A 24923-nucleotide genomic window follows, 5' to 3' on the forward strand; every position below is an offset into this window, starting at 1 on the left:
TTAATTGGCGGTAATGCCCGCGCGCTTGATGATGGGCGTCCAGCGCGCGTCCTCGGCGGCCAGATAGCGGGTGAAGTCGGCGGGGGTGCTGGCCTGCGCGTCGGCGCCCAGCTCCTTGAAACGCTGGATGATCTCGGGCTGGCTCAGGATCTTGTCGAGCGCCTGACTCAGGCGCGCCAGCACCTCGGGCGGCGTGCCCTTGGGCGCCAACAGGCCGGTGAAGGTGGCCGCCTCCATGCCCGCCACGCCAGCCTCGGCGAAGGTCGGGACGTCCGGCAGCGACGGCACGCGCTTGGCGGTGGTCACCGCCAGGGCGCGGGTGCGGCCTTCCTTGATGTAGGGCAGCGATACCGAGATTTGGTCGAAGTTGAAGTCCACCTGGCCGCCCAGCAGGTCGGTGGTGGCGGGGGCGTTGCCCTTGTATTGCGCGGTGGTCCAGCGCGCGCCGGTCAACGATTGCAGCAGTTCGCTCACCAGATGGTTGGTGGTGCCGGCGCCGGGCGAGGCCATGTTGAGCTTGCCGGGTTCCTTCTTGGCCAGCGCCAGCAGTTCGCCCAGGGTCTTGGCCGGCAGGCCGGGCCGCACCTGCAGCACCAGCGGCGTGTAGGACACCGAGCTGATGGGTTCGAAATCCTTGTCCCACTTGTACGCCTGGCGCTTGAAGATCAGCGGACTGAACAGCAGCGGGCCGTTGGCGGCCATGAACAGCGTGTAGCCGTCTGGCGCCGAGCGCGCCACCTGTTCGCCGGCGATCATGCCGCCCGCGCCGGGCTTGTTCTCGACAATGAACGGCTGGCCGAAAGCGGCCTGCAGCCCCGGGCTGATCAGGCGCGCGGCCACATCGACGTTGCCGCCGGGCGGGTAGGGCACCACGATTTTCACGGGTTTGTCGGGCCAGGCGGCCTGGGCCAGCGTGGTCGCGGCCATCAGCGCCAGGGCGGCGCCAGCCTTTGCAAGCGGGGTCATGGTTTTGTCTCCAGTGTGTGGGGGTGTTGTTGTTTTGGGAAACTCTAGAAACTTGGCCGCGCGGCGACAACGCCAAAAATTCCGAAAAGTCCGTATGTTGGACTTATTGCGGCAATCGCGGTTTGCCCCGATTCACCACTTGGCCAAAAACCCGGGAAAATGCCCTGAAAGCGTGGGGCGGCGGCGATGCCGTGCCGTCCCGACAGGTTCAACATATGGACGTCTTGTGATGCGTATCGCCGCCCCGGAACTCAGCCCCGAACAAACCTACAAACTCATGAGCGGCATCGTGGTGCCGCGCCCGATCGCCTGGATCACCACGCTGGGGCCGGGCGGCAAGGTCAACCTGGCGCCGTTCAGCTGCTTTACGTTCGTGTCGAACACGCCGCCGATGCTGGGCATCAACATCGGCCGCAAGGCCGGCCGGCGCAAGGACACCGCCAACAACATCCTGGAGCACGGCCATTTCGTGGTGAATATCGGCAACGCCGGCCTGCTCGACGCCATCCACGACAGCGCCGAGGAGCATCCGCCGCAGGTCAGCGAGGCCGAGCTGCTGAACCTGGACGTGCTGGCGGGCGAGCACATCGCCACGCCGCGGCTGGCGGCGGCGCCGGTCAGCCTGGAGTGCACGCTGCACAGCGTGATCCCGTTCGGCGACACCGGCGCCGAGTTCTTCGTGGGCGAGGTCAAGCTGTTCCACATCCGCGACGGGCTGGCGCGCGACGGCAAGATCGATACCACCCTGCTCGATCCGGTGTGCCGCATCGGTGGCCCGAACTATGCGCTGCTGGGGCCGCTGGTGACCAAGCGGGCGCTGCGCCAGACGCCCAAATCCGTCATGGGCAAGGACGCGGCATGAACCCGCAGGACGAGGGCGCGGCCGACGAGGCGCTGCCCGGCGCGCAGACGGTGCGCCGCGCCATGGCCATTCTGCGGCTGGTGGCGTGCGGCCAGGAGCGCGGCGTGCGCCTGATCGACCTGGTGCGCATGTCGGGGCTGAACCGGCCGACCGTGCACCGGCTGCTCAAGACGCTGATCCAGGAAGGCGCGGTGGAGCAGGACGCGGCCACGCGGCGCTACTTGATCGGCCCCGAAATCAGCCTGCTGGGCCTGGCGCGCACGCGCCGCTTTCCCTTGCTGACGCTGGCCGATCCCTATCTGGCGGAGCTGGCCGACCAGGTGGGCGACACGGTGTTTCTAAGCGTGCGCCATGGCCACGATTCGATCTGCATTGGCCGCAAGACCGGCCATCATCCGATCCAGGTGTTGTCGATCGAGGTTGGCGTGCGCCGGCCGCTGGGGCTGGGGGTGTCGGGCGTGGCGCTGCTGTCGTGCCTGCCGGATGCCGAGAGTGCCGCCATCGTGCAGGCCAATACCGCGCGCCTGGCGGTGGCAGGGGAACGGGCCGGGGACATCCTGGCGCGGGTCGAGCAGGCGCGCGCCAGCGGCATCGCCCATGCGCCCGCGGGGCTCATGCCGGGCACCAGCGCGGTGGCGCTGCCGATCCGCGCCGACAGCGGCGAGCCGTTGGGCGCGGTGACCGTCACGGCGATGGCCGAGCGCCTGGCGGGCGGGCGGCTGGCGCAGGTGGTCGAGCGCATGCGCGACCGCGCCCAGGCGATTGCGCGGCGCCATGCCGAAGTGCATGAACGGCGGCGTTGAACGCAGAGGTCAGTTGCCGGGACGCGCCAGCACGTAGACGCGGGTGTCGCGGCCATAGTGCGTCTCGATGGCGCGGAAGGTGAAGCCCAGTTTCTCCAGCACGCGCTGCGAACCCAGGTTGTCGGGCCAGGTGACGGCCACCAGCGCCGCCGCGTCGAGCGTGCGCCAGGCGTACTCACAAAGCTGGCGCGCCGCCTGCGTGGCATGGCCTTGGCCCCAGGCCGCCCGTTGCAGGCGGTAGGCCAGCTGCAACGCGCCCGTGTCTTCCAGCCAGGTCAGGCTGATCCAGCCAACCGCGATGCCGCGCGGATCGACCACCGCCCAGTGGCCGATGTCGTCGGGGGGTGTCTGCAACCAGTCCAGCAGTTCCTGGCGGCGCGCCTGCGTGGCCGGCTTGACGCCGGTGCTGTGGCGCATGACCTCGGGATCGGATTCCAGGGCCAGGATCATGGGCACGTCGTCCGCGCGCAGGCGGCGCAGGGTGACGGTTGGGGGGGACGGCATCACGGCGGCGTTCAGTACGTCAGCGGCGCGCCGGTCACGACTTCGTACAGGAACCGGTCGAGCCGTTCGGTCTGGCCGTCGGGGCGGTCGAAGAAGGGCGCGTTTTCCAGGGCCGCCAGCGTCGTCTCCAGGTAGGCGTGGATCAACGGGAAGCGCGGGCCGTGCTCGGCCTCGCCGGCTTGCATCTTGATGGCCAGCAGCGCGTTGATCTCATCGCGCAGCGCGGGGTCGGTGACCATGGTATCGGCCAGGTCGGCAAAGCGCATCGGCGGGATGCCGCGGCCGCTGTCGATCCATTGCGCGGCCAGCACCGGACGCAGCACGTACAGGTACTTCTTGAGCCGCACGGTGTCGCCCTGCAGCGATTCGCGGAAGTTGCGGCCGGCCATGGATACGTAATGCCAACGGCCTTTCATGTGCGAGAAATACTCGCTGCGGAAGTGCCGCAGCCAGGCGCTGGTGGCGTCGTCCTGCCGGTACAGCACGGGCGAATCGAGCCATTCGAACAGGGTGGGATTGGAGCCGCGCAGCAGTTGCAGCGCCTTGCGCAATTCCCATCCGGACACGTCCAGTTCGTCGTCGATGGGCAGCTCGATCACGTCGCGTTGAGGCGCCACGCGCAGGTACCAGTCCAGCTTGTGCACATACAGGAAGCGCACGTCGTAGTCGCTGTCGGGCGAGGCGAAGCCCCAGCCGCGGCTGCCGGACTCGCAGGCCAGCAGGACGCGCACGTCGTGGCGCTGCTCGATGTGTTCCAGGGTGTCCATGACGCGTTCGCGGACGGCCGGATCGATGGGGTGGGCGCGCAGGATCGAGGTCATGCGCGAAATGCTAGCACTTCGCCGCCGCGTTGCCGTCGTCGCGGCCGGGCCCGCGTTTGCATCTTATGATTAGGCGCCTTATCATTTGCTGCCATATCGATCACCGGACACGCCATGCCACCCCCCATTCCCGCCATGCTGGAAACCAAGCACCATGCCCTGCTGGACGAGGCCGCGCGCCGCGGCCTGGCGTCCTCCGGCGGCATCCAGTTGTGCTTCCAGGTGCTGGCGCTGGCCGGTGCCATCGACCGCGATTGCGCCGCGCGCCTGGCGCCGCGGCAGTTGTCGGAAGGCAAGTTCGTGCTGCTGTTCCTGCTGCACGGGCAGGCCGGCGGCCTGTCGCCGCACGAATTGGCCGCGCGCGCCGGCGTGACCCGCGCCACCGTCACCGGCCTGCTCGACGGGCTGGAGCGCGATGGGTTCGCGCTGCGACAGCCGGGCCAGGACGACCGGCGCCGCATCACGGTGACGCTCACGCCCAAGGGCAGGACGGCGGCGGCGCGGCTGTTCAAGGAACACGCGCAGTGGATCGGCTCGCTGTTCGACGGCTTGTCGCCGGCCGAGCAGCGTCAGCTCGGCGATCTGCTGGCAAAGGTGTGGCGCGGCACCGACAGCGGGCGCGCGGCGTTGGCTGGGGGCACGCCATGAGCGCCGCCGGCCGGGGCGTCAAGGACATTGGCGCCGAGCGCCTGGCGCAGTTGAACGCGGGCGCGCCCGCCACCCACCTGACCGAGTGCCTGGCGGTGGACTTCGCCCTTCTGATGCAGGCCTTGGCGCCCGAGGTCGGCGCCGACGGCATCGCCGCCATGCAGGCCGCGTCGGCGTTGGGCATCTCCAAGCGCATGGCGGTGGCGGCCCGCATCCTGCATGACGGCCTGGGCGCGGCCGGGTTCGCGCGGATGGCATCGCAGGCGTCGGACACCGCGCGCGGCTGGGCCTGCTTCATGATCGGCGCGGCGCCGGACCTGTCGCTGGCGCAACGCCTGGCAAGGATCCGGCCGTTGGCCGACGACGCGCATTTCGGCGTGCGCGAATGGGCCTGGCTGGCGGTGCGGCCGGCGCTGGCGGCCGATCTGGACGCGGCCATCACGCAGTTGCAACCGTGGACGGCGATGCCGTCCGAGCGCTTGCGCCGCTTTGCCAGCGAGGCGCTGCGGCCGCGCGGGGTCTGGTGCGCGCACGTGGCCGCGCTCAAGGCCGACCCGGGGCGGGCCTTGCCGCTGCTGGAGCCGTTGCGCGCCGATCCGGCGGTCTATGTGCAGGATTCGGTGGCCAACTGGCTGAACGACGCCAGCAAGGACCAGCCGGACTGGGTCAGGGGGGTGTGCGCGCGTTGGCTGACGCACAGTCCGGTCGCGGCGACGCAGCGCATCTGCCAGCGGGCGCTGCGGACCATCGGGGCGTAGCGCCGCGGGCTGCGTGGGCCGCGCGGCCAGCGATGGCGATCGCGTGCCGGGGCATGCCGCTCAACCCTGCGCTTCGGCCGCCAGCGCGGCCTGCACGGCAGGGCGGGATTCGATGCGGTGCTGGAATGCCACCAGGGCAGGCCAGCGCGCCAGGTCCACGCCAAGTTGCGGCGCCCAGCGCAGCACCACGTACAGGTAGATGTCGGCCACGCCGTAGCGGTCCTGCACCAGGGCCTGGCGCTCGCGCAGCGCGGCGGCAGCATATTCCAGGCGCTTTTGCAGCCGCGCCTGCCACCACGCGCGCGCCGCCTCGGGCAGGTCGCGGTTGAACAGCGGACCGAAGCCGCCGTGGATTTCCGCCGAGATGAAGTTCAGCCATTCGTGCAGTTGGCTGCGGGCCCAACTGGCGGCGGGCGGGACCAGGCCGGCTTTGGGCCGCAGGTCGGCCAGGTATTGGCTGATGGCGGGGCCTTCGGTCAGCACCTTGCCGCCGTCGATTTCCAGCGCGGCCACGTAGCCCTTAGGATTAATGGCCAGGAAGTCGCCGCCGTCGGCGGTGCGCTTGCTGCGGTTGTCGACCCGCACCAGGTCGAACGGCAGGTCAAGTTCGCGCAGCACGATATGAGGTGACAGCGAGCAGGTGCCGGGGGCGTAATAGAGCTTCATGTGAAACGTCCGGGAGTATCCAGATTGAGGAGGGGACGCCCAGGATCGCCCGATGCCGTGCATTCGTAAAATTACTTCTTCAGGAACATGAAATAAGTATTTCTGATGTCTAAGATCGGCCCACGACGGCGCTAGCCGCCCGTCGCGGGGACGGCGATGGACCATTGGCTGGGCCCGAAGTGGGTATCGAAACGGGATAGGAACGATTGCCCCAGCAGGCCGTCGATGCCCGGACCGAACACGGATTCCGCGTTGGCCTGGACCACGACCGGGACCTGGGTGGCCGCGACCTGGCGGATCTGGATGCGCTTGGCCACGCCCGTGTGCACATCGGCGCTGCCATTGGCCGTCTGGACCGCGACCTTGCGTCCGCCAAGATAGTCGATGCCCGCGCGCTCGGCGAAGGCGCGGGTGATGGCGACCACGCTGGCGCCGGTATCGATGATGAAGGTGCCTTTTCTGCCATTGACCTCGACCGAGGCCAGGATGACCTGGTCGGGCTTGCGGGGGAACGTATCCTTGCCCGAGGCATAGGAGGGGGGGCAATCCCGTTGGCGTTCGTACTCGGCGACAAGCCGTTTGCCGTGCGGATTCTGCGTGCGCGAGGGATCCAGCGACATCCACATGCGCACGGTGCTGGCCGCTTCGCAATGACGCCCGAGCTTCGCCTGCGCCTGGGCGGTGTCGGTGTACACGCCGGAAGCCAGCCGCCGCGGATTGGATGAAAGAGCGATGACTTCAAGGTAATCGGCGAGCGCCAGTTCGTATTGCTGTGTCTGGCTGTAGGCCTGCGCTCGTGTATACCGTATGCGCATGTCGGTGGGGTGTTCGGCGACCAGGCGGTTGGAAATGGCGATGGCCTCCGGATAATTCCGGATCATGAGCAGATCGTCCACGGCCGACAGCAGGAAGCCGTCGGCATTGCCGCATTCGTTGGCGAACGTGATCAATGCCTGGGCAGCCTCTTTGCGATACCCCATGGCTTTGAGCCGCGGCGCCAGGGCGCCCATGGCCTGGCTGTTGCAGGGGGTGGTGGCCAATTGCCGCAGGGCCCGCTGGACCTCGGTATTTGCCAGGTCGCCGCGCGCGATGCCTTGCATGCCCAGTCGTTCGAGCGGCGCGCGCAGCGGGTCCAGCGCACTCGTGGCTTGCGCCGCCGGGGCGGCGGGCGTGGAGGAATCACAACCCGTTGCGATCCCGGCCATGGCAATCAGGGCGAAACGCACCACCTTGCGCAAGGCAGACTGGTCGAGCGGCATTTCCAGTGTCCGTTGAGGGTTGAGCGAGAGCGGAGTTTAGGGAAACGTTATAGCGTTTTGATGACTTCATGCGGACGTGGGCCAAAAGACAGACCACTGCCGCAGCGGCCCATCCAGGGGCGGGGCGGGTGTCGGTAGAATTCCCGGTTTCGAGACGAGCCATTATCTTTTCCATGCCATGATGAACCTGATCCATTGGCGCTTGCTGCTGGCGGTGGTGGACGCCGGCAACATCACCCACGCCGCGAAGCAGGTGGGCATGACGCAGTCGGGCGCCAGCCAGGCCATCGCGCAGTTGGAACATCATCTGGGCGCGCCGTTGTTCACTCGTGAACGGCGCCAGAGCGTGCCCACCGCGCTGGGGTTGCGGGTGGCGCACGAGGCGCGCGCCATGCTGGCCGCGCACGGCCGCATCCAGGCGCTGGGGCGCGAGGCGTCCGGCGCGCCGTCCGGAATGTTGCGGCTGGCCAGTTTCCCGATGGTGTTCTCGACCATCCTGCCGCCGGTGTTGCGGCGCTTTCGCCAATTGCACCCGGCCATCGAGGTGGTGCCGCTGGAAGCCAGCGACAGCGAGATCGAAGACCTGCTGGCGGCCGGCACCGTGGACGTGGGTGTGGTGCTGAATCCGCCCGCGCGGCGCGGCGCCTGTCCGCTGGGCGAGGACGACTGGGTGGCGGTGCTGCCCGCGGCGCATCCGCTGGCGCGCGGCGCGTCGGTGGCACTGGCGCAACTGGTGGCGCAGCCTTTCGTGCTGGCCACCGGCGGCTGCAGTGTGCATGCCGGCAGCTTGGCGGCGGATGCCGGCCTGGCGCTGGCGGACGTGCGCGCCACGGTGATGGAATGGTCCAGCGCTTATGCGCTGGTGCGCGACAACGTCGGCGTGGCGCTGGTGCCCGAGCTGACCTTGCCGGAGAACCGGCGCGGCCTGCGGGTGTTGCCGCTGGCGTCGCCGGTGCGGCGCCGCTTCGCGCTGGCGGCCTCGCCGGCAGCACCCGGGGCGGCCGCCGTGCAGGCCCTGTTCGAGATGTTGCGGCAGGATGACAACCGCGCCTGAGGCGCTGGCGGGTCCGGCGGCGCGCGGTCATCGCGGCGACATGACGCCCGCCTACCATCGTTTCTTTTCCGCGAGGCGCCATGATCATCCGCGATGCGCAGGCCGGCGACAGCGCCGATATCGTTGAACTGCTGGCCCAACTGGGCTATCCCGGCACCGCGGGCTTCGTGCCGGCGAAGATCGAACGCCTGCTGGCGCACCGCGATGCCGAGCTGCTGGTAGCCGAGGACGGCGGCCGGCTGCTGGGCTTCATCGGCCTGCATTTCATGGTGCAGTTGGCGCTGCCGGGGGATTTCTGCCGCATCACCTATTTCTGCGTCGGCGACGCGGCCCGTGGCGGCGGCGTCGGCCGGGCGCTGGAAGAGGCCGCCGAGGCGCTGGCGCGGGCGCGCGGCTGCGACCGCATCGAGGTGCACTGCCACCAGCGGCGCGTGGACGCGCACCGCTTCTATGACCGCCAGGGCTTCCAGGAATCGCCGAAATACCTGATGAAGTCCTGCCGGCCCTGAGGTCGGGCGCCGCCGCGGCGCCCACGGCGGGTTGGCGCGCCCGCGCCGCTCTCGTGTAGTCTTGCCTGTTCCAACGACAAGTCCAAAGGACGGGCATGGAAGAGACAACTGAAGGGGCAACCCGAGCGACCACGCAAGACCCGCCGCGCGACTGGGCGGCGCTGGTCGACGAACTGAACCGCCTGCTGCGGCTCAAGACCACCGTCATCGGCATGAAGCTCTATGAGGACGAGGCGGCGCTGGCCGGCGTGAAGGGGCTGCGGCGCCCCAAGGCCACCCATACCACCGACCAGATCGTCGGCATGGCGGCACGGCTGGGCTGGACGGTGGGCATTACCGGCGACGACCTGGTCGGCGCGCAGTGCCGCGCGGTGATCGGCCTGGGGCCGCAGGACGAGGCCTGGCGCAGCGGCAAGGAATATGTCGGCGTGTGGCACGCCACCGGGGCCGATGCGCGCGCGCGTCAGGAAGCCTTGTCCTGTGTGCCGGCGGGCAAGTACCGCGCCATGGTGGTGTCGCCGCTGGCCTCGGGCCGGCTCGACCCGCCCGACATCTGCCTGGTGTACGCGACGCCCGGGCAGATGATCATCCTGATCAACGGGCTGCAATGGAAGAACTACCGGCGCTTCGACTGGAGCGTGGTGGGCGAGACCGCCTGTGCCGACTCCTGGGGGCGCGCGCTGGCCACCGGGGAGCCCAGCCTGTCCTTGCCCTGTTATGCCGAACGCCGCTACGGCGGCGTGCCGGACGAGGAAATGTTGATGGCGCTGCCGCCGCGCGACCTGCCCATCGCGATCGAAGGCATGAAGGCGCTGGCGGCCAACGGCCTGCGCTATCCGATCCCGCCATATGGCATCCAGAACGATGTGCGCGCCGGCATGGGCGTGAGCTACGCGCAGCCGCCGCGCGGCTGAGGCGGGCCGCCGGGCGGACAGCGGGAGGTCAGGCCCGGCGCATCGCCGCTGCGCCGGGCAGGCGCGGCCGCTCAGGCGCCGGCCAGCGCCGCCGCCAGCGTGCGCGCCGCCGGCCCCAGCGGCTGGTCGATGCGGTGCGCCAGGTAGACCTCGGTGGTCACCTGGCTGCCGCGTCCCAGGCTGCCGGTGGGCAGGCGCAGCAGCCGGCCCTCGGCCAGGTCGCGCTCGACCAGCCACAGCGGCAGCCGGCCCCAGCCAAGGCCGGCCAGGATCAGCGCATGCTTGGTGTCCTGGCCGCTGACGCGGCAGGTCTGCGGCGACAGCACCGCGAAGTCGCGGCCGGCGCTGAGCGTGGACGGGTCGATCTGCACCACTTGCAGGTGATCGGCCAGATCGGGCGCCGTCAGCGGCGCGCCGTCGGCCACGCGCGCGGCCAGGGGATGGGCGGCGCCGACCACGGCCACCATCTGCACCGCCGCCAGCGCCTGCATGGCGATGCGCGGATGGCGGAAATGCTCGCCGGCAATAATGCCCAGTTGGTGGCTGCCATCGAGCAGCGCGGCGATCGGCCCGCCCAGCGGCAGCACTGCCAGGCGCGTGGTGACCGAGGGATAGGCCGCCCGCAGGCGGTTCAGCGCCGCGCCGACCTGCGCGATCGGATACAGCGTGTCCACCACCAGCGACAGTTCCAGCTCCACGCCTTCGCCCAATCCCTGGGCGCGGGCCCGCATGGCGTCGACCCGCAGCAGGATGTCGCGGGCATTGGCCAGCAGCGCCTGGCCCTGCGGCGTCATGACGGGGCGGTGGCCGCCGCGGTCGAACAGCTTCACGCCCAACTGCGTTTCCATGTTGGCAATCGCGTGGCTGACAGCCGACTGCACCCGCGCCAGCTGCTTGGCGGCGGCGCGGAAACTGCCGGTGTCGGCCACGGCGGCGAACACGCGCAGTTGATCCAGGGTGAGGGCATCTATCATCGTGCGTCCTGATCTATTTTCAAGATCGGTTTCATCAAAAGATTATCACTTATCAGAATCGGTTCCGGCCGGCATGCTGGCGGCATTGCAAGCGAGGAGAGGCAAGGATGGACAAGGTGGAAGGCGCGGCGGGTGCCGGTCAGCCGGCGGCGACGCGTTGGGCGGCGGTGCTGGCGATCGTGGGCGCCGGGGTGGTGGCGTCGTTGCAGGTGGGCAAGGTGATCATCGCGGCGCCCTTGCTGCGGCGCGACCTGGGGCTGGACCTGGCCTCGATCGGCACGTTGACGGCGGTGTTCTCGATCCTGGGCGTGCTGGGCGGCATCGCGGCGGGCGGCGTGATCGCGCGCTTCGGGGCGCGCCGCATGCTGCTGTGGGGGCTGGCGACGGTGGCCGCGGGCACGGCGGCGGGCGCGCTGGCGCCGGGCTATGGGGTGTTGCTGGCCTCGCGTGTGGTCGAGGGGCTGGGGTTCCTGCTGATCACGGTGGCGGGGCCGGCGGCCTTGCAGCGCCTGGTGCTGCCGTCCAGCCGCGACCTGGCGTTCGCGCTGTGGAGCTGCTACATGCCGGCGGGCATGGCGATCGCCATGTTGGCCTCGCAGGCCTTCGGTGACTGGCACGCCTACTGGTGGTGCGCCGGCGCGGCCGCCGCGGTCGCGCTGGGCGGCATCGCCGCGCTGGCGCCGCCCACGCCCGCCGGCGCCGGCCTGTCCTGGCGCGGGCTGCGGCAGGACACCTCCGATACGCTGGGCGCGGCCGGGCCGATGCTGCTGGCGGCCTCGTTCACGCTCTACAGCCTGATGTTCTTCGCGCTATTCACCTTCCTGCCGGTGCTGCTGATGGATAAGCTCGGCCTGCCGCTGGCCACGGCCGGGCTGTACAGCGCGGCGGCCAGCGCCGCCAACATCATCGGCAACCTGGGCGCCGGCGTGCTGCTGTCGCGCGGCTGGCGCCGGTCGACCCTGATCGCCTGCGCCAGCGTGGCCATGGGCGTGGTGGCGCTGCTGATCTTCCGCTCGGTGTTTCCGGCGATGCCGACCTTCCTGCTGTGCGTGCTGTTTTCGGCGGTGGGCGGTCTGATCCCGGCGACGCTGCTGGGCAGCGCGCCGCTTGTGGCGCCGCGGCCGGCGCTGACGGCGGCCACGGTGGGGCTGGTGATGATGGGCAGCAACCTGGGGCAGGTGATCGGCCCGGTGACCGTGGGCGGCGTGATCGACCGCTACGGCTGGGCGCAGGCCGCGCTGGTGGTGGCGGCCGCGGCGCTGGGCGGCGTGGCGATTGCGTGGCGGCTGCGGCGCTTGAACGGCGCCCGGTTGTAGCCGCCCGGGGCGGCGCTGCGATTGTCATGCGGACGGCCTATCATGGGGCATCGTCCCCGCTGGAGTCCTCATGTCTACGCCTGCCCCGCGCCTGGTCATCTTCGATTGCGATGGTGTCCTGATCGACAGCGAAATCATTGCCGCCCGCGCCCAGTCGTGCGCGCTGGCCGAACACGGCATCGCCATCACGCCGCAGGAAGCGGCGCGGCGCTTCGCCGGCATTCCGGATGCCGACATGTGGCAGACCTTGCAGGACGAGAATGCCCGCGCCTTGCCGGCGGACTTCCCGCGCCGCTATGCCGACCGCCTGCAGGACACCTTCCGCCAGGAACTGCGCGCCTTGCCCGGGGTGCGCGAGACCTTGGCGGCCTTGCGCCAGCGCGGCATGGACTATTGCGTGGCGTCCAGCAGCACGCCGCCCAAGCTGGAGGCGGCGCTCAAGCTGGTGGGGTTGTGGGAGGCGTTCGCGCCCAATGTATTCAGCACTGCCCAGGTGGCGCACGGCAAGCCGGCGCCGGACGTGTTCCTGTTCGCCGCGCGCCAGATGCGCACCGCGATCCTGGAATGCGTGGTGGTCGAGGACAGCGTGCCCGGCGTGCGCGCCGCCCGCGCCGCGCGGATGCGGGCGGTGGGCTACGTCGGCGCCTCGCACGCCGGGCCGGAGCAGCGCAAGCGCCTGTTGGACGAAGGCGCGTTCGAGGTCATCGACGATCTACGGCGCCTGCCCGAGATCATCTAGGCGGGCGGCAAGGCCGCCGATGTCTCGATCAGGGCCGGCGCGCCGGCGCCCGTCTGGCGGCCGGCGCCAGGCGGCTTTCGGTTTGCACGGACCCTAGGCCGGCACCGGTTCGGGCTTGACCCGCACCGCGCGCAGCACACCGATCATCAGCAGGGCGATGCCGGCCAGGGTCAGCGGCTGCGGCAGGCTGCCGCGCAGCATGAAGGCGTAGGCCAGCGCCGCCAGCGTTTCGAACACGATCAACTGTCCGGCCAGCGCGGTCGGCAGGCGCTGGCTGGCTTCGTTCCAGCACAGCGTGCCGAGCCACGAGGCGAACAGGCCGATGCTGATCATCAGCCCCAGGAACGCCTCGGGGCGCGGCCCCAGCGGCATGGCGAAATCGCTGCCGCTCAGGGCCATGCCGCCCCACAAGAGACCATAGCCGGCCAGCGCCAGCGGCAGCGTGGCCACGCCCTGGGCCGTGGCCCAGGTGCGCGGACTGCGGCCCGGATGGTTGCGCAGCCAGTCGGCGTTGCGCAGCGGATACCAGGTCCAGCAGACCACCGCGCCCAGCGCCAGCACGGCGCCGATCGCATAGCGCGACAGATCGGCGTCGGCCTCCTGGCGCAGCGCCTGCAACTCGACCTGGTTGACGCAGGCGATGCCCAGCGCGATCAGCGCCAGCGACGGCGCCAGCCGCTTCCACGGCAGGCGGCCGTCGCGGCGCGCGTTGCGCAAATTGGCGCTGACGGCGATCACCACCGGGAGCGTGCCGATGATCATGGTCGGCACCGGGCCGCCGGCGCGCTGGATGGCGCTGGCCAGGCACAGGTAGTACAGCAGGTTGCCAATGGCGGCCAGCTTCAGGGCCTCGATCCAGTCGGCGCGGCTGAGCTGGCGCAGGGCCTTGCGGTCGAGCCAGGCCAGGGGGATGGCGATCAGGCCGAAGGCCAGGTAGCGTCCCACCGATTGCAGGGCCGCGGGGTATTCCGGCAGCAGCAGCGGGCCGACGAACACCAGGCCCCACATCAGTCCGGCCGCCAGGGCGTACAGGGTTCCTGCCCACATAGAGATTCCGACTCGTATTCAACGGACGGCCAGTCTAGCCAGCGGGACGGCGGCCGGTCTTGTACCAGATTGCTGCGGCCCGGGGGCGGGCGCGCGGCTCAGGCCCGCACCTGCTTCTGGTAGCGCGCGGGCGTGACGCCGTAGCGGCGGCTGAAGGCGCGGGTCAGGTGGGCCTGGTCGGTCAGGCCGGCGGCCAGCGCGACCTGGGCTGGCGCCTGGCCAGCGGCCAGCAGCCGCTTGGCTTCGAACAGGCGCAGCGCCATCAGTGTCTGCTGCGGCGTGGCATGGGTGTGCGCCTGGAAGCTGCGCAGGAAATGGAACGGGCTGAGGCCGGCGACGGCGGCCAGTTCCTCCAGCGTCAGGCGCCGCGCCAGGTTGGCGCGCAGGTAGTCGATCACCGGCGCGAAGCGCGGCGCGCCTTCGGGCCGGGGCGGCCGCGGCACGCGGGCATGGCGGCGGAACTCGGTCAGCAGCGCGTGCAGGGCGCTGTCGAACGCCAGCGGCTCGCGCGCCTGCCACAGGGCGTCCAGCAGGGCGGTGACGCGCTGCGCGCCGGCGGCATCGTGGCCCACGGCGCAATCGAACCACCAACCGGCTTCGCCGGCCACCTGGGCGACAACATCCGCGTCGATATAGGCCATGCGGTAGCGCCAGCCGCCTTCTGTCTCGGCGCGGCCGGTGTGCAGTTCGTCGGGGTTCATCAGCACCACCGAGCCGGGCGGCGCCAGGTGGTCGGCGCCACGGTAGCGGAAGCGTTCCACCCCGGATTCGATGGCGCCCAGGCCGAAGGCCTCGTGGGTGTGCGGTTCGAAGGCGTGGCGGACGATGTGGGCGCGGTACAGCTCGATGCCGGGCCGGTGCGCCGGACGGCGGAATTCGGCGCGGTCGTTGGGATGGTCGAAGGCCTGCGGCACGCCCGCGAGCGGCGGCTCGGGGCGCGCCTCGGGGGCGGCAGGGACGCCGACGGCACGGGGCGGGGGGCAGACCATGGCGGAATTTAAGCACGTTCGGCGTCCGCCGGGGTCAGCGCACGCGCGGCAGTGGCGCTCAGTCCGTTGCCGGCAACCCCTGCGCCCGCGCCAGCAGCATCTCGCGCTCCCGGGCGTTGCGCGTCATGCCGGCGGCGCGTTCGAACTCCGCCCGCGCCTCGGCGTGACGGCCCAGTTTGGCCAGCAGGTCGCCGCGCACGCTCGGCAGCCAGTGGTAGTTGGCCAGCGCCGGATCGCGCGCCAGGTCGTCGGCCAGATCCAGTCCCGCCTGCGGGCCGAAAGCCATGCCCACGGCGACGGCGCGGTTCAGCGCCACCACCGGGGAGGGCATGGCCTGCGCCAGCGCGTCGTACAGCGCCACGATACGCGCCCAATCCGTGTCCTGCGGCCGCCGCGCGCGGGCGTGGCAGGCCGCCAGCCCCGCCTGCAGCGCATAGGGGCCGCTGGCCCCGCCCAGGCTTTCGGCGCGTTCCAGCGCGGCCAGGCCGCGGCGGATCAGCAGGGCGTCCCAGCGGCCGCGGTCCTGCTCCAGCAGCAGCACCGGCCGGCCCTGGGCATCGCTGCGGGCGTGCAGGCGCGAGGCCTGCAATTCCATCAGCGCCACCAGTCCATGCACCTCGCTGTCGGCGGGCGTCAGTTCGGCCAGGATGCGGCCCAGCCGCAGCGCTTCATCGCACAGCGCCGGCCGCATCCAGTCCTGGCCCGCGGTGGCGGAATAGCCCTCGTTGAAGATCAGGTAGATCACTTCCAGCACCGAGTCCAGCCGTTGGGCGCGTTCCTGCGGCCCGGGCACTTCGAACGGCACGCGCGCCGCCGACAGGCTGCGCTTGGCCCGCACGATGCGCTGGGCGATGGTGGACTCGGAAGCCAGAAAGGCGCGCGCGATTTCAGCGGTGGACAGCCCGCCCAGCAGGCGCAGCGTCAACGCCACGCGCGCCTCGGTCGAGAGCAGCGGATGGCAGGCGGTGAACACCAGCCGCAGCAGGTCGTCGCCGATGTCGTCCTGGCGCGCGGCGTCCAGGGCCTCGACGAAATCGGGCTCGATGTCGGCCTGCAGCGCTTCCAGCTCATGGCCGATCTGCTCATGTTTGCGGCGATGGATGGCGTCCAGCCGCAGGCGGTCGCGGGCACGGTTTTTCGCGGTGGTCATGAGCCAGGCTCCCGGGTTGTCCGGCACGCCGCTGGCCGGCCAGCGCTCCAGCGCGGCCACCAGCGCATCCTGGGCCAGTTCCTCGGCCAGGCCGACATCGCGCACCAGGCGCGCAACGCCGGCGATGACGCTGGCGGCCTCGATGCGCCAGACGGCTTCGATGGCGCGGTGGGTGGCCGCCGATCCGGCTGGGGCGGTCATGCCTGCGGCGTCTGGCCGGGTTCCATGTAGAACACTTCCCAGATGTGGCCGTCCAGGTCATCGAAGCCGTGTCCGTACATGAATCCATGGTCCTGCGGCGGGCGTGGCGCCGTGCCGCCCGCGGCCTGGGCGCGGGCCACCAGGTCGTCGACTTCGGCGCGGCTCTCGCAGGACAGCGCGATCAGGGCTTCGGTGGCGCCCTTGGCATCGGCGATGGGCTTGTTCGTGAAGCCCTGGAAGAATTCCTTCACCAGCAGCATGACGTAGATGTTGTCGCCGACCACCATACAGGCGCCCTGCTCATTGGTGAATTGCGGATTGAAGCGGAAACCCAGGCTCTTGAAGAAGGCCTGCGATTTCTGCATGTCGGCGATGGGGAGGTTGACGAAGATCTGTTTGTGCATGACGGGCCTCGCGGGGGGATTGTGGCGGGAAGGGGCGGTTCACTGGCCGGTGCCGGACAGTTCGCGGAAGCGGTCGATTTCCTGGCCGGGGCCGAAATCCTCCAGCTCGTACACCTGGCGCGCCTCGATGGCGCAGGGCCGGCCGGGGAAGGGGTCGGGAAAACGCAGCGTCCATTGCAGGGCTTCTTCGCGTGAGCGGACCTGGATCATGGTGTAGCCGGCGATCAGTTCCTTGGTGTCGGCAAAGGGGCCGTCGATCACCTGGCGCCGGCCCTGGTCGTCGTAATGCACCCGCCAGCCCTTGGACGACGGCTGCAGGCCGTTGGCGTCCAGCAGCACGCCGGCCTTGGCCAGGGCTTCGTGGTAGGTCGCCATGGCGTCCAGCAGGCTGGCCTCGGGCAGCATGCCGGCTTCGCTGTCGGCGTTGGCGCGGACGATGATCATGAATCGCATCGGGAATCTCCTGGTATCGATGGGCCCGGCCGCAAGGGGCGGCGGGGTCGGCACTGGCACGACGCATGTGGCATGCGCGAATCGACAGGAAAGCGGGTGGATCAGGGTAAGTACCTAGTGCGGTCCAGGCCGCGCGCCGCCCCGCCACCGCCCGTGGCGGTGATCCGGCGCTACATGAAACAGGGCCCCAGCTCGCGCACCTCGACCGTGGCCCAGCGCGCCGCCGGGCATTCGGCGGCCAGCGCCAGCGCCTGGTCGCGATCCTCGCAGTTGAGCAGGAAGAATCCGCCGATCATTTCCTTGGCCTCGGCGAAGGGGCCATCGACCAGCGTGCGCTGGCCGTCGCGCACGCGCAGCCGCACGCCGTCGGCATCTGACTTGAGGGATTCGGCGCGCGCCAGCAGGCCGCGCGCCTGCAGTCCTTCGGCGTAGCGCACCATCTGGGCGTAGACCTCGCGGCCTTCCTCGGGCGTGCGCTCGGCGCGCTGGCCGGGGGGCTCGACGATGAGAAGCATGTACGGCATGGGCGGTTCCTGGTGGCAAGGTCGGCGACAGCGCCGGCGCGCGCGTCACGCGCGGCCGGCAGCCGCCAGATTACGCTGTTTGCGGCGCGCCGGACAGGTTCGAGTCCGCCGCTAGGGAGGCGGGCGCTTCAGGACTTGCCGGCGGCGCCGGCCTTGGCCGTCGCGGCCTTGCCGGCGGCGGCGCTGGCCGGCGTGGCCGCCTCGCCCTTGGCCTCGCCCTTGGCCTCGGCCTGGGCCGGCTTGGCGGGCGCGGTGATGTCCATGATCAGTTCCACGCGCCGGTTGGCCGCGCGGCCCGCCGCGGTGTCGTTGGACTCGATCGGGCGCGTCTCGGCGTAGCCCACCGCGCGCAGGCGCTCGCCCGCCACCCCGTCGCGCACCAGTTCGCGCAGCACGCTGGTGGCGCGGCTGGTGGACAGCTCCCAGTTGGAGGCAAATTGCCGGGTCTGGATCGGCACCGGGTCGCTGTGGCCCTCGACCGAAACCTGGTAGTCGTTCTTGTTGAGGATCGTGGCCAGGCGTTTGATCACGTCCAGGCCCGAGGGGCTGAGCGTGGCCTGGCCCGACGGAAACAGCAGCTCGTTGCTGATGCGAAAGCTCACCGACTGCTCGTTGATGATGACGTCGACCGAGTTGCCCAGGTCGGCCAGTCCCAGGGATTCCTTGGAAGGCGCCTTCAGCGGCGGGGCGGCTGGTGCCACCACCTCGCCTTCGCCGGCCGGCGCGGCCGCGGCCGCGGGCGTGCCGGCGCTGGCCGCGGCGACCGGCGGCGCGAGTTCGGCCCAACTGGCGGGGATGTCCGGGGTGTCGAATTCGGCGTATTCGCCGTCGTAGGCCGGCAGTCCCTTGGATGCCAGGCTGCCGACGATGTCGACCTGCTGCACGGCGGGCTCATAGAAGCCGCCGTTCAGGCGCGACACGGCCAGCATCACCACCAGCAAGGCCAGCAGCAGGGTGATCAGGTCCAGGTAGCTCAACAGCCAGTTTTCGGCATCGCTTTCAACGACTTCGTCGACGTGCCAGCGCGCGTAGCGGTCCTTGCGGTCGCTCTTGCTGGGGCGCCAGCCGCTGTTGGCCGCGGCCTTCTGCGCGCGCAACTGGGCCTGGCGGGCCTGCTCGATCCGCTGCGCCAGGGAAGGGGAAATCAGGCTCATTGGCGCGCGGCGGCGGGGCGGGTGATGGAGACGGGCTTGGTGGCGGAGGACGCCGGGGCGGCGGGGCGGGCGGGCGCGGTGGCGGCGCCGCCGTCGTAGATTTCGTCCTCGACGTGCATGACGAACGAGTTCAGGGTCTCGCGCACCACGGCCGGGCCACGCTTCTCGCACATCATGGAGATGCCCTGCAGCACCATGTTCATGGATTCGACGCGGCGCGCGGTGCGGCGTTCGAGCTTGACGGCGATCGGCTTGCACACCAGATTGGCCAGCAGGATGCCGTAGAACGTGGTCATCAGGCCGATGGCCAGTTGCTGGCCGATGGTGGTCATGCTGCCGTCGCCCAGCACCGACATCAGGTTGATCAGGCCGACCAGCGTGCCCAGCATGCCGAAGGCCGGCGCGAACGTGGCCATGACGCGGAACATCTGCGCCTCGGCCATCTCGCGGGCGCGCAACCGCGCCACGCGCCATTGCAGCAGCTCGATGATCTGGTCTTCGGGGGTGTTGTCGATGATCAGTTGCACCCCGGTGCGCAGGAACGGGTTGCTGACCTTCTTGAGTTCCTGCTCGACCTTGTGGACGTCGGTGTTCATCCACAACTGCGCCATGTTGACCAGTTCCTCGATGTCGCGCTGCTGGTCGTGCTGGTCGCTGCGGAACACCGTGACGACCAGCTTGAACACCCGCATCACTTCGGACAGCGGGTAGGCGATGAACAGCGCGGCGCAGGTGCCGCCCAGCACGATGGCCAGGCCGGGCATGTTGAAGTACAGGCCAGGGTCGGTGGCGGCCAGCGCGACGACGATGACCAGGGTGAGCAGGCCGACGATGGCGCCGATGACGGTAGACGGATTCATGGATGTTGCCCGATAGCTAGCGCATCCGGTTCACGGAGTGCGGGATGGTGGCAAATTCTAGCCACGGCGCGGCCGCGGCAATCCGTCGGAAAACGGGGCGAAAGGGGCGGTAAGCGCCGGCTTGGACCGGCGTCCGGGGCGCGCCCATCGGTCAAATAAACGGGGCCGGATTCAGCCCCGGGGAGGCGTGCGCCGCGCTCGCCATTGCTCGCGCGTGATCTCCCAGATCTCGGCCATTTGCCGCCCTGACACGAAACCGCGCTCCTCGGTGGCCACCCGCCGCATGCCGGTGCGCTCGGACAGGCGGCGCGAGCCCTCGTTGGCCACCGCCTTGGGCGCGCGCAGCACTGGCTGGTCCAGCACCTCGAACCAGAAGGCCGTGACGGCCTCGCTGGCCTCGGTCATGTAACCCCGTCCCTGGTAGTCGGGGTCGAGCCAGAAGCCGCGGTGGTTGCCGGGGTCGTCGCGCATCAGGCTGATCACGCCGATCAGGCGCTGGGGTTCGGCGCGCGGACGCAGCGACCAATGCCATTGCACGCCGCGCCGCATCGCCGGCAACGCCACTTGCTCAATATAGGTGCGGGCGCCGTCCTCCGGGTATGGCCAGGGCACCTGCTCGGCCAGATAGCGCACCACCTCCCATTGCGCAAAGATGCGCTGGATGGCTGGCGCATCGTCCCGGCAGAGCGGTCGCAGTAGCAGGCGTTCGGTGTCGAGCGGGGGCGGGGCGGGCATGTCGGGCATGGCGGTTCGAGGGGGGGAGCGAGCGGAAATGTATATCATGGGCGACGAAACGCGGCCAATCGCCCCGGCCCGACGGACCTGGGCGGCCGCGCCAACGGAGAAATACATGAATGCAGCCAACGAAAACGTCAGCATGGCGCTTTTTTGCGACTTCGAGAACGTGGCGCTTGGCGTGCGCGACACCAAATACCAGAAGTTCGATATCCGCCCGGTGCTGGAGCGCCTGCTGCTCAAGGGCAGCATCGTGGTCAAGAAGGCGTACTGCGACTGGGAGCGGTACAAGGAATTCAAGGCGCCGATGCACGAGGCCAATTTCGAGCTGATCGAGATTCCGCATGTGCGCCAGTCGGGCAAGAACTCGGCCGATATCCGGCTGGTGGTGGACGCGCTGGACTTCTGCTACACCAAGTCGCACGTCAATACCTTCGTCATCATCAGCGGCGATTCCGACTTTTCGCCGCTGGTGTCCAAGCTGCGCGAGAACAACAAGAAGGTGATCGGGGTGGGCGTCAAGCAATCCACTTCGGACCTGTTGATCGCCAACTGCGACGAATTCATCTTTTATGACGACCTGGCCCGCGAAGGCCAGCGCGCCGCCGACGCCCGCCGCGACAACCGCGGCGCCGGCAATGCCGGCCAGCGCCGCTCGCCCGACGAGGAGCGCCGCCGCAAAGAGGAACTGGAAGCCCGCAAGACCCAGGCGGTCGACATGGTGGTCGAGACGTTCGAGGCGTTGATGGCCGAGCGCGGCGACAGCGGCAAGATCTGGGCCTCGGCCCTGAAGGACGCGCTCAAGCGCCGCCGGCCGGACTTCAACGAGTCGTACTACGGCTTCCGCGCCTTCGGCAACCTGCTGGACGAGGCGCAGTCGCGCGGCTTCCTGGAGGTCGGGCGCGAGGAAAAATCCGGCACCTACGTCTATCGTGACAACGCCGGCGGCGCGCCGGGCCACTCGGTGCCGCGCGCGGCCGAGGCCGCCGAAGGCGCGGCAGACAGCCCCAGCGCGGAGCACGAGTCCCGTTCCGGGCGCGGCGCGCGTGGCGGCCGCAAGAGCCAGGGCAGCGGGCGCGGCGGCCGTCAGGGCGCGAGCCAGGCGGACGGCCGGACGCTGACGGACGCGGATCGCGAGGAGGGCGAGGATTCGCCCGCGCCGCGCGCCGCGCAACCGGCGCCGCAGGCGCGGCCGCAGCGGCAGGAATACCAGGACCGCCAGGCGCATCAGGAACGTCCGGCGCATCAGGAACGTCCGGCGCATCAGGATCAGGCCGGAGCCGGCTTGCCGCCTCAAGCGTTTGACGCCCCGGCGCCCGCCGGCGTGTCGCACGCGGGGGCGAGCCCCGTTGACGCGCAGCCAGCCCAGGAGGCGCGCGACGCCGCCGAACCGGCCACCGCCAAGGGCCGGCGCGCAACGCGCGGCGGCCGTGGCGCGGCCAAGACGGGGCGCGCTGCCAAGGCCTCGCCCGCGCCGGCGCAGGACACGGCCAGCGAGGCGCCGCCGACCCAGCCGCCGGCAGTGGTCGCCGCATCCGAACCCGCCGCCGCGCCGGCGGACAGCGAGCCGGCCAAGCCGGCCCGCAAGACCGCGCGCAAGACGGCGGCCAAGACCGCGCCGCGCACGCGCCGTCCGCGCAAGGCCGCCGACGCCGAGTGAAAGCGGCCGCGAACGCGCGGCGCAATCCTCAGGCGTTCAACGGGCCCCGGCCGTCATAGCGGCCGGGTGTCACGCCGTATTCGCGCTTGAAGGCGGCGATGAAGGCGCTGATGTTGTCGTAGCCCGTTTCCAATGCGGCGGCGGTGACGCCATGGCCGGCCGCCAGCATCTGTTGCGCCCGCATCAGCCGGGCGCGCTGGCGCCAGGCCCCCAGTGTCAGGCCGGTTTCGGCCAGGAAGCGCCGCGCCAGCGTGCGCGGCGCCATGCCGATCGTGTCGGCCCATGCCGCCAGTGGGCGGCTGTCGGCGGGCGTATCCGACCAGGCCAGCGCCAGTCGCTGCAGCCGGGCATCGCGCGGCAGCGTCAGGCCGTCGCCGGCGCGCGGCAGGGTGCGGATCTCGTCGCGCACCAGCTCGACGATGCGCAGGCGCGCGGCGTCCCAGGCATCGCCGCGCCAGCTGGCGGCGCGGTCGATTGCCGCCAGCAGCAGCGCCGACGCCTGCAGGGCGCAGGGCGCATCCGGCAGGCCGGCGCACGCCGCCGGGCTCAGGTAGACGCTGTAGCCAGCGTAGGGGCCATGCGAGCGCAACCCATGCGGACAATCGGGCGGAATCCACACGGCGTGCACGGCGGGCACGACCCACTGGCGGTCGCCGGCCCGCACCGTCAGCAAGCCTTGGTAAGCGCCGAACAGTTGCCCGCGCGCATGGCGGTGCGTGGCGGTATGGCGCACCGCCTGGTCTTGCCGGCGCACGGCCAGCAGACGCGGCCCGCCGCGCGCGGCGGCCAGGGCGGGAGCGATCAGAGGCGAAGCGGGATCGGCGGGATGCGGCATGCGATAGGTGGGTTGGCAAAATCGCGGTATGGAATGTCCAAAATACCGCAGATTTGCCGGTGACGGGCGGCTAAGCTGGTTCCCGTACTCACCCATTGGAGAAAACCATGAAAGCTCAGGATGTCTTGCCCGATGACCGCGACAGCGCGGATTTCCAAGGCGTGACCGTGCGCAAGGGCACGGTCGGCGCATTCCTGGCGAACGCGCGCCTGTGGTGCGACGCCAACGCCGCGCCACAGGCGCGTGAATGCGCCGGCGCCGATCTGCGCGAGGCGCTGCCGGCCCTGCGCGCGTTGGGGCTGTTCGAAGTGCTGGAAGTGCGCGACCCGGCGCTGCGGCGGTGGCTGGAGGCGGCATAGTCCAGCGGCCGGGCAGTCGCGCGACGCGAGGCTCCAGCCCGCCCGGCGTGGCGCGCCCGGCAGGGTCCGGGCCTGTTCTATGATGAGGCCTTCCCCGCGCGCATGTGTCCATGCGTGCGCCCCGCCAGCCCGGAATTTCCATGCAATACGTTCTTGTCAGTGCCTGTCTGCTCGGCCATCCCGTCCGTTACGACGGGCGCTCGGTGCCGGGCGATCACGCCGTGCTGGCCCGCTGGCTTGATGCCGGCCGGGTGGTGCCGGTCTGTCCCGAGGTGGCCGGCGGCCTGCCGATTCCGCGCCCGCCGGCCGAGATCGAGTCGGGCGCCGATGCCACCGCGGTACTGGCCGGCCGCGCCCGCGTGATGACGGTGTCGGGCCAGGACGCCACTCAGCCATTCGTTGACGGCGCGCAACAGGCGCTGGACCTGGCGCGGCGGCGCGGCATCCGCATCGCGGTGCTCAAGGAAGGCAGCCCGTCCTGCGGTAGCGGTTATGTCTACGACGGCAGCTTTTCCGGCCAGCGGCAGCCCGGCGCCGGCGTCACCGCGCGCCTGCTGGCCGGCGCTGGCGTGCGCGTTTTCAGCGAACACCAATGGGCCGAGGCCGCCGCCTGTCTGGCACGCCTGGAGGCCGGCGATGGGATTTAACGTCGGCGACGGGCTGGTACTGGTGGCCGTGGCGGCCGGGGCGGTGACCGCCTGGCGGTTGGCGGCCGGCATCGGTCGCACACGCCTGCGGGCACGAATCGGCGCGGCGCTGTCGTTGCTGTTTGCAGCCTGCTTCGGTTGGCTCTGGTACGAGCGATACCTGAAATGGGACTTCAACGAACTGGGCCGCTATTACGATCCGGTCGGGCAGGGGGTCTATACCGACAGCGGTTTCGTCTGGGTCCTGCCGGCGGCGCTTGCGTTGGCCGCCGGGGTGTTCTTCGCCTGGCGCGGCTGGGGCCGCCCGCGCGCCTGACGGGGCCAGGCGGCCGGGGCCTCAGTTGGCCCGGTAGCCGCGGCTGTTCATGCAGGAATCCATGGCGCGGTTATAGCTGTCCACCATGACCTGGGTGGTCCATTGCGAGATGGTGGCCGGGTCGTAGCCGCTCTGGTTCATGGCCCAGCGCTGGCAATCGGTCGAGGCGCGGGCCTGCGCCGCGTTGACCGGCGGCGCCGGTTCGTACTGCACCGGCGCGTATTGCGTCGGCGCCTGGTAGACCGGGGGCGCGCTGTACACCGGCGGCGCTTCATATACGGGCGCCGCGTACACCGGCGGACTGTAGTAGGCCACGCCTGGCGCGTAGACGCCCGTCTGCACGTACGAGGGGCCGGAGTTGGCCGCCAGGATCAGGCCGGTGGCCGCCAGGGCCAGCGCGCCGCCCACCCACCAGCCGCTGCCGCCGCCACCACCGCCGTGATGATGGTGATAGCCGCCACCGTGGTATCCGCCCGCCAGCGCGGGGGAACTTGCCAAGGCCAGGGCCAGCGCGACGCCGACCATACGACCTGTTAACCGCTTCATGATCTTGCTCCTGAGCCGCCGGATGCCCGCCTGCTGCGGGCACTGGCGATACCGTAATGTAACGCCGCGACCGCGCAATAGTTGTGTCAAGAATTACGAAGATTTCAAGTGATTTCAGAGGCTTGGCGGCGCCTTCGCCCCGGCGCCGCATCGGCCAGGCGCCGCTCTGCCGTCGGCGATTGGGCGTGCTCGCCGCCGGCAGGGGGCGCCGCGCGGCCGCCGGAACGCGCCCAACCCCGCATCAGGATTT

The 24923-nt window shown here is 70.3% G+C and carries 30 protein-coding genes; 13 read left to right on the plus strand and 17 right to left on the minus strand.

Annotated elements, in window-relative coordinates:
• A complete protein-coding gene (locus tag K2W61_RS21010) occupies positions 1-966 on the minus strand; it encodes a Bug family tripartite tricarboxylate transporter substrate binding protein (protein WP_175135759.1) in 966 nt (321 codons plus the stop codon).
• Between the two features lie 229 nt (positions 967-1195).
• On the opposite strand from K2W61_RS21010, the gene K2W61_RS21015 reads away from it, so the two are divergent.
• Both K2W61_RS21015 and K2W61_RS21020 read left to right on the plus strand, forming a co-directional pair.
• The gene (locus K2W61_RS21015; protein ID WP_175139764.1) at positions 1196-1828 is read left to right on the plus strand and encodes a flavin reductase family protein; all 633 of its coding nucleotides are present in this window, start codon (positions 1196-1198) and stop codon (positions 1826-1828) included.
• On the plus strand, positions 1825-2631 hold the full coding sequence (locus K2W61_RS21020; RefSeq protein WP_175135757.1) for an IclR family transcriptional regulator: 807 nt from the start codon (positions 1825-1827) through the stop codon (positions 2629-2631). The genes K2W61_RS21015 and K2W61_RS21020 overlap by 4 nt, the downstream gene beginning before the upstream one ends.
• 9 nt (positions 2632-2640) lie before the next feature.
• On the opposite strand, the gene K2W61_RS21025 is transcribed toward K2W61_RS21020, so the two are convergent.
• The gene (locus tag K2W61_RS21025) at positions 2641-3135 is read right to left on the minus strand and encodes a GNAT family N-acetyltransferase (RefSeq protein ID WP_175135756.1); all 495 of its coding nucleotides are present in this window, start codon (positions 3133-3135) and stop codon (positions 2641-2643) included.
• Positions 3136-3146: 11 nt separating this feature from the next.
• The gene (locus K2W61_RS21030; protein WP_236756467.1) at positions 3147-3956 is read right to left on the minus strand and encodes a nucleotidyltransferase domain-containing protein; all 810 of its coding nucleotides are present in this window, start codon (positions 3954-3956) and stop codon (positions 3147-3149) included.
• A gap of 114 nt (positions 3957-4070) precedes the next feature.
• Here K2W61_RS21030 and K2W61_RS21035 point away from each other — a divergent pair, with 114 nt between their 5' ends.
• Positions 4071-4604 (plus strand): MarR family winged helix-turn-helix transcriptional regulator, encoded by a 534-nt coding sequence (locus tag K2W61_RS21035; protein ID WP_175135754.1) that lies wholly within the window; start codon positions 4071-4073, stop codon positions 4602-4604.
• Positions 4601-5362, plus strand: coding sequence for a DNA alkylation repair protein (locus K2W61_RS21040; RefSeq protein WP_175139766.1), 762 nt, complete (start codon positions 4601-4603; stop codon positions 5360-5362). The genes K2W61_RS21035 and K2W61_RS21040 overlap by 4 nt, the downstream gene beginning before the upstream one ends.
• A gap of 60 nt (positions 5363-5422) precedes the next feature.
• On the opposite strand, the gene gstA is transcribed toward K2W61_RS21040, so the two are convergent.
• The gene (gene gstA / locus K2W61_RS21045) at positions 5423-6028 is read right to left on the minus strand and encodes a glutathione transferase GstA (RefSeq protein WP_175135752.1); all 606 of its coding nucleotides are present in this window, start codon (positions 6026-6028) and stop codon (positions 5423-5425) included.
• Between the two features lie 131 nt (positions 6029-6159).
• The gene (locus K2W61_RS21050) at positions 6160-7287 is read right to left on the minus strand and encodes a retroviral-like aspartic protease family protein (RefSeq protein WP_175135751.1); all 1128 of its coding nucleotides are present in this window, start codon (positions 7285-7287) and stop codon (positions 6160-6162) included.
• 178 nt (positions 7288-7465) lie between these two features.
• Between K2W61_RS21050 and K2W61_RS21055 the strand changes: the two genes are divergently transcribed.
• From K2W61_RS21055 to K2W61_RS21065, 3 genes are all read left to right on the plus strand, one after another.
• Complete coding sequence (locus K2W61_RS21055; RefSeq protein WP_236756468.1) at positions 7466-8341, plus strand: LysR family transcriptional regulator; 876 nt, start codon at positions 7466-7468, stop codon at positions 8339-8341.
• Positions 8342-8421: 80 nt separating this feature from the next.
• Positions 8422-8850, plus strand: a complete 429-nt coding sequence (locus K2W61_RS21060; protein WP_175139767.1) for a GNAT family N-acetyltransferase — start codon at positions 8422-8424, stop codon at positions 8848-8850.
• Between the two features lie 95 nt (positions 8851-8945).
• Positions 8946-9764, plus strand: coding sequence for a DUF169 domain-containing protein (locus K2W61_RS21065; RefSeq protein ID WP_175139768.1), 819 nt, complete (start codon positions 8946-8948; stop codon positions 9762-9764).
• Positions 9765-9835: 71 nt separating this feature from the next.
• Here the strand turns inward: K2W61_RS21065 and K2W61_RS21070 are convergent, their stop codons facing one another.
• Positions 9836-10738 (minus strand): LysR family transcriptional regulator, encoded by a 903-nt coding sequence (locus K2W61_RS21070; protein WP_236756469.1) that lies wholly within the window; start codon positions 10736-10738, stop codon positions 9836-9838.
• Between the two features lie 107 nt (positions 10739-10845).
• On the opposite strand from K2W61_RS21070, the gene K2W61_RS21075 reads away from it, so the two are divergent.
• Together K2W61_RS21075 and K2W61_RS21080 are read left to right on the plus strand one after the other, a co-directional pair.
• A complete protein-coding gene (locus K2W61_RS21075; protein WP_236756470.1) occupies positions 10846-12054 on the plus strand; it encodes an MFS transporter in 1209 nt (402 codons plus the stop codon).
• Between the two features lie 70 nt (positions 12055-12124).
• A complete protein-coding gene (locus K2W61_RS21080; protein ID WP_175135926.1) occupies positions 12125-12793 on the plus strand; it encodes an HAD family hydrolase in 669 nt (222 codons plus the stop codon).
• Between the two features lie 93 nt (positions 12794-12886).
• Here the strand turns inward: K2W61_RS21080 and K2W61_RS21085 are convergent, their stop codons facing one another.
• The 9 genes from K2W61_RS21085 to K2W61_RS21125 all read right to left on the minus strand — a co-directional run bounded on the left by K2W61_RS21085 (position 12887) and on the right by K2W61_RS21125 (position 20319).
• Positions 12887-13840, minus strand: coding sequence for a DMT family transporter (locus tag K2W61_RS21085; protein WP_175135925.1), 954 nt, complete (start codon positions 13838-13840; stop codon positions 12887-12889).
• A 98-nt stretch (positions 13841-13938) separates the two neighbouring features.
• Complete coding sequence (locus K2W61_RS21090; protein WP_272909325.1) at positions 13939-14829, minus strand: AraC family transcriptional regulator; 891 nt, start codon at positions 14827-14829, stop codon at positions 13939-13941.
• A gap of 58 nt (positions 14830-14887) precedes the next feature.
• Positions 14888-16180 (minus strand): RNA polymerase sigma factor, encoded by a 1293-nt coding sequence (locus tag K2W61_RS21095; protein WP_175135924.1) that lies wholly within the window; start codon positions 16178-16180, stop codon positions 14888-14890.
• Positions 16177-16584, minus strand: a complete 408-nt coding sequence (locus tag K2W61_RS21100) for a VOC family protein (protein ID WP_236756471.1) — start codon at positions 16582-16584, stop codon at positions 16177-16179. The genes K2W61_RS21095 and K2W61_RS21100 overlap by 4 nt, the downstream gene beginning before the upstream one ends.
• Positions 16585-16623: 39 nt before the next feature.
• A complete protein-coding gene (locus K2W61_RS21105) occupies positions 16624-17037 on the minus strand; it encodes a YciI family protein (protein ID WP_175135922.1) in 414 nt (137 codons plus the stop codon).
• A 170-nt stretch (positions 17038-17207) separates the two neighbouring features.
• Positions 17208-17561, minus strand: a complete 354-nt coding sequence (locus K2W61_RS21110) for a YciI family protein (RefSeq protein WP_175135921.1) — start codon at positions 17559-17561, stop codon at positions 17208-17210.
• 128 nt (positions 17562-17689) lie between these two features.
• Positions 17690-18715: an OmpA family protein gene (locus tag K2W61_RS21115; protein ID WP_236756472.1), complete on the minus strand. Its 1026-nt coding sequence runs from the start codon at positions 18713-18715 to the stop codon at positions 17690-17692.
• Positions 18712-19575, minus strand: a complete 864-nt coding sequence (locus K2W61_RS21120; RefSeq protein ID WP_175135959.1) for a motility protein A — start codon at positions 19573-19575, stop codon at positions 18712-18714. Before K2W61_RS21120 ends, K2W61_RS21115 begins: the two co-directional genes overlap by 4 nt.
• A 171-nt stretch (positions 19576-19746) precedes the next feature.
• On the minus strand, positions 19747-20319 hold the full coding sequence (locus K2W61_RS21125; RefSeq protein WP_217483952.1) for a GNAT family N-acetyltransferase: 573 nt from the start codon (positions 20317-20319) through the stop codon (positions 19747-19749).
• 106 nt (positions 20320-20425) lie between these two features.
• Between K2W61_RS21125 and K2W61_RS21130 the strand changes: the two genes are divergently transcribed.
• Entirely contained in the window at positions 20426-21970 is a 1545-nt protein-coding gene (locus K2W61_RS21130) for an NYN domain-containing protein (RefSeq protein ID WP_236756473.1), read from the plus strand.
• Between the two features lie 28 nt (positions 21971-21998).
• On the opposite strand, the gene K2W61_RS21135 is transcribed toward K2W61_RS21130, so the two are convergent.
• Positions 21999-22805, minus strand: coding sequence for an AraC family transcriptional regulator (locus K2W61_RS21135; protein WP_175135878.1), 807 nt, complete (start codon positions 22803-22805; stop codon positions 21999-22001).
• Between the two features lie 107 nt (positions 22806-22912).
• Between K2W61_RS21135 and K2W61_RS21140 the strand changes: the two genes are divergently transcribed.
• From K2W61_RS21140 to K2W61_RS21150, 3 genes are all read left to right on the plus strand, one after another.
• Positions 22913-23164 (plus strand): hypothetical protein, encoded by a 252-nt coding sequence (locus K2W61_RS21140; protein WP_175135877.1) that lies wholly within the window; start codon positions 22913-22915, stop codon positions 23162-23164.
• A 140-nt stretch (positions 23165-23304) separates the two neighbouring features.
• A complete protein-coding gene (locus K2W61_RS21145) occupies positions 23305-23811 on the plus strand; it encodes a 2-thiouracil desulfurase family protein (protein ID WP_236756474.1) in 507 nt (168 codons plus the stop codon).
• Positions 23801-24127 carry a hypothetical protein gene (locus K2W61_RS21150; protein WP_236756475.1) on the plus strand — a complete coding sequence of 109 codons (327 nt, stop codon included), beginning with the start codon at positions 23801-23803 and terminating at the stop codon, positions 24125-24127. The genes K2W61_RS21145 and K2W61_RS21150 overlap by 11 nt, the downstream gene beginning before the upstream one ends.
• Positions 24128-24148: 21 nt before the next feature.
• On the opposite strand, the gene K2W61_RS21155 is transcribed toward K2W61_RS21150, so the two are convergent.
• Complete coding sequence (locus K2W61_RS21155) at positions 24149-24673, minus strand: hypothetical protein (protein ID WP_236756476.1); 525 nt, start codon at positions 24671-24673, stop codon at positions 24149-24151.
• Positions 24674-24923 lie beyond the last annotated feature (250 nt).

Source organism: Achromobacter pulmonis (assembly GCF_021733725.1).
GTDB lineage: Bacteria > Pseudomonadota > Gammaproteobacteria > Burkholderiales > Burkholderiaceae_B > Achromobacter > Achromobacter pulmonis.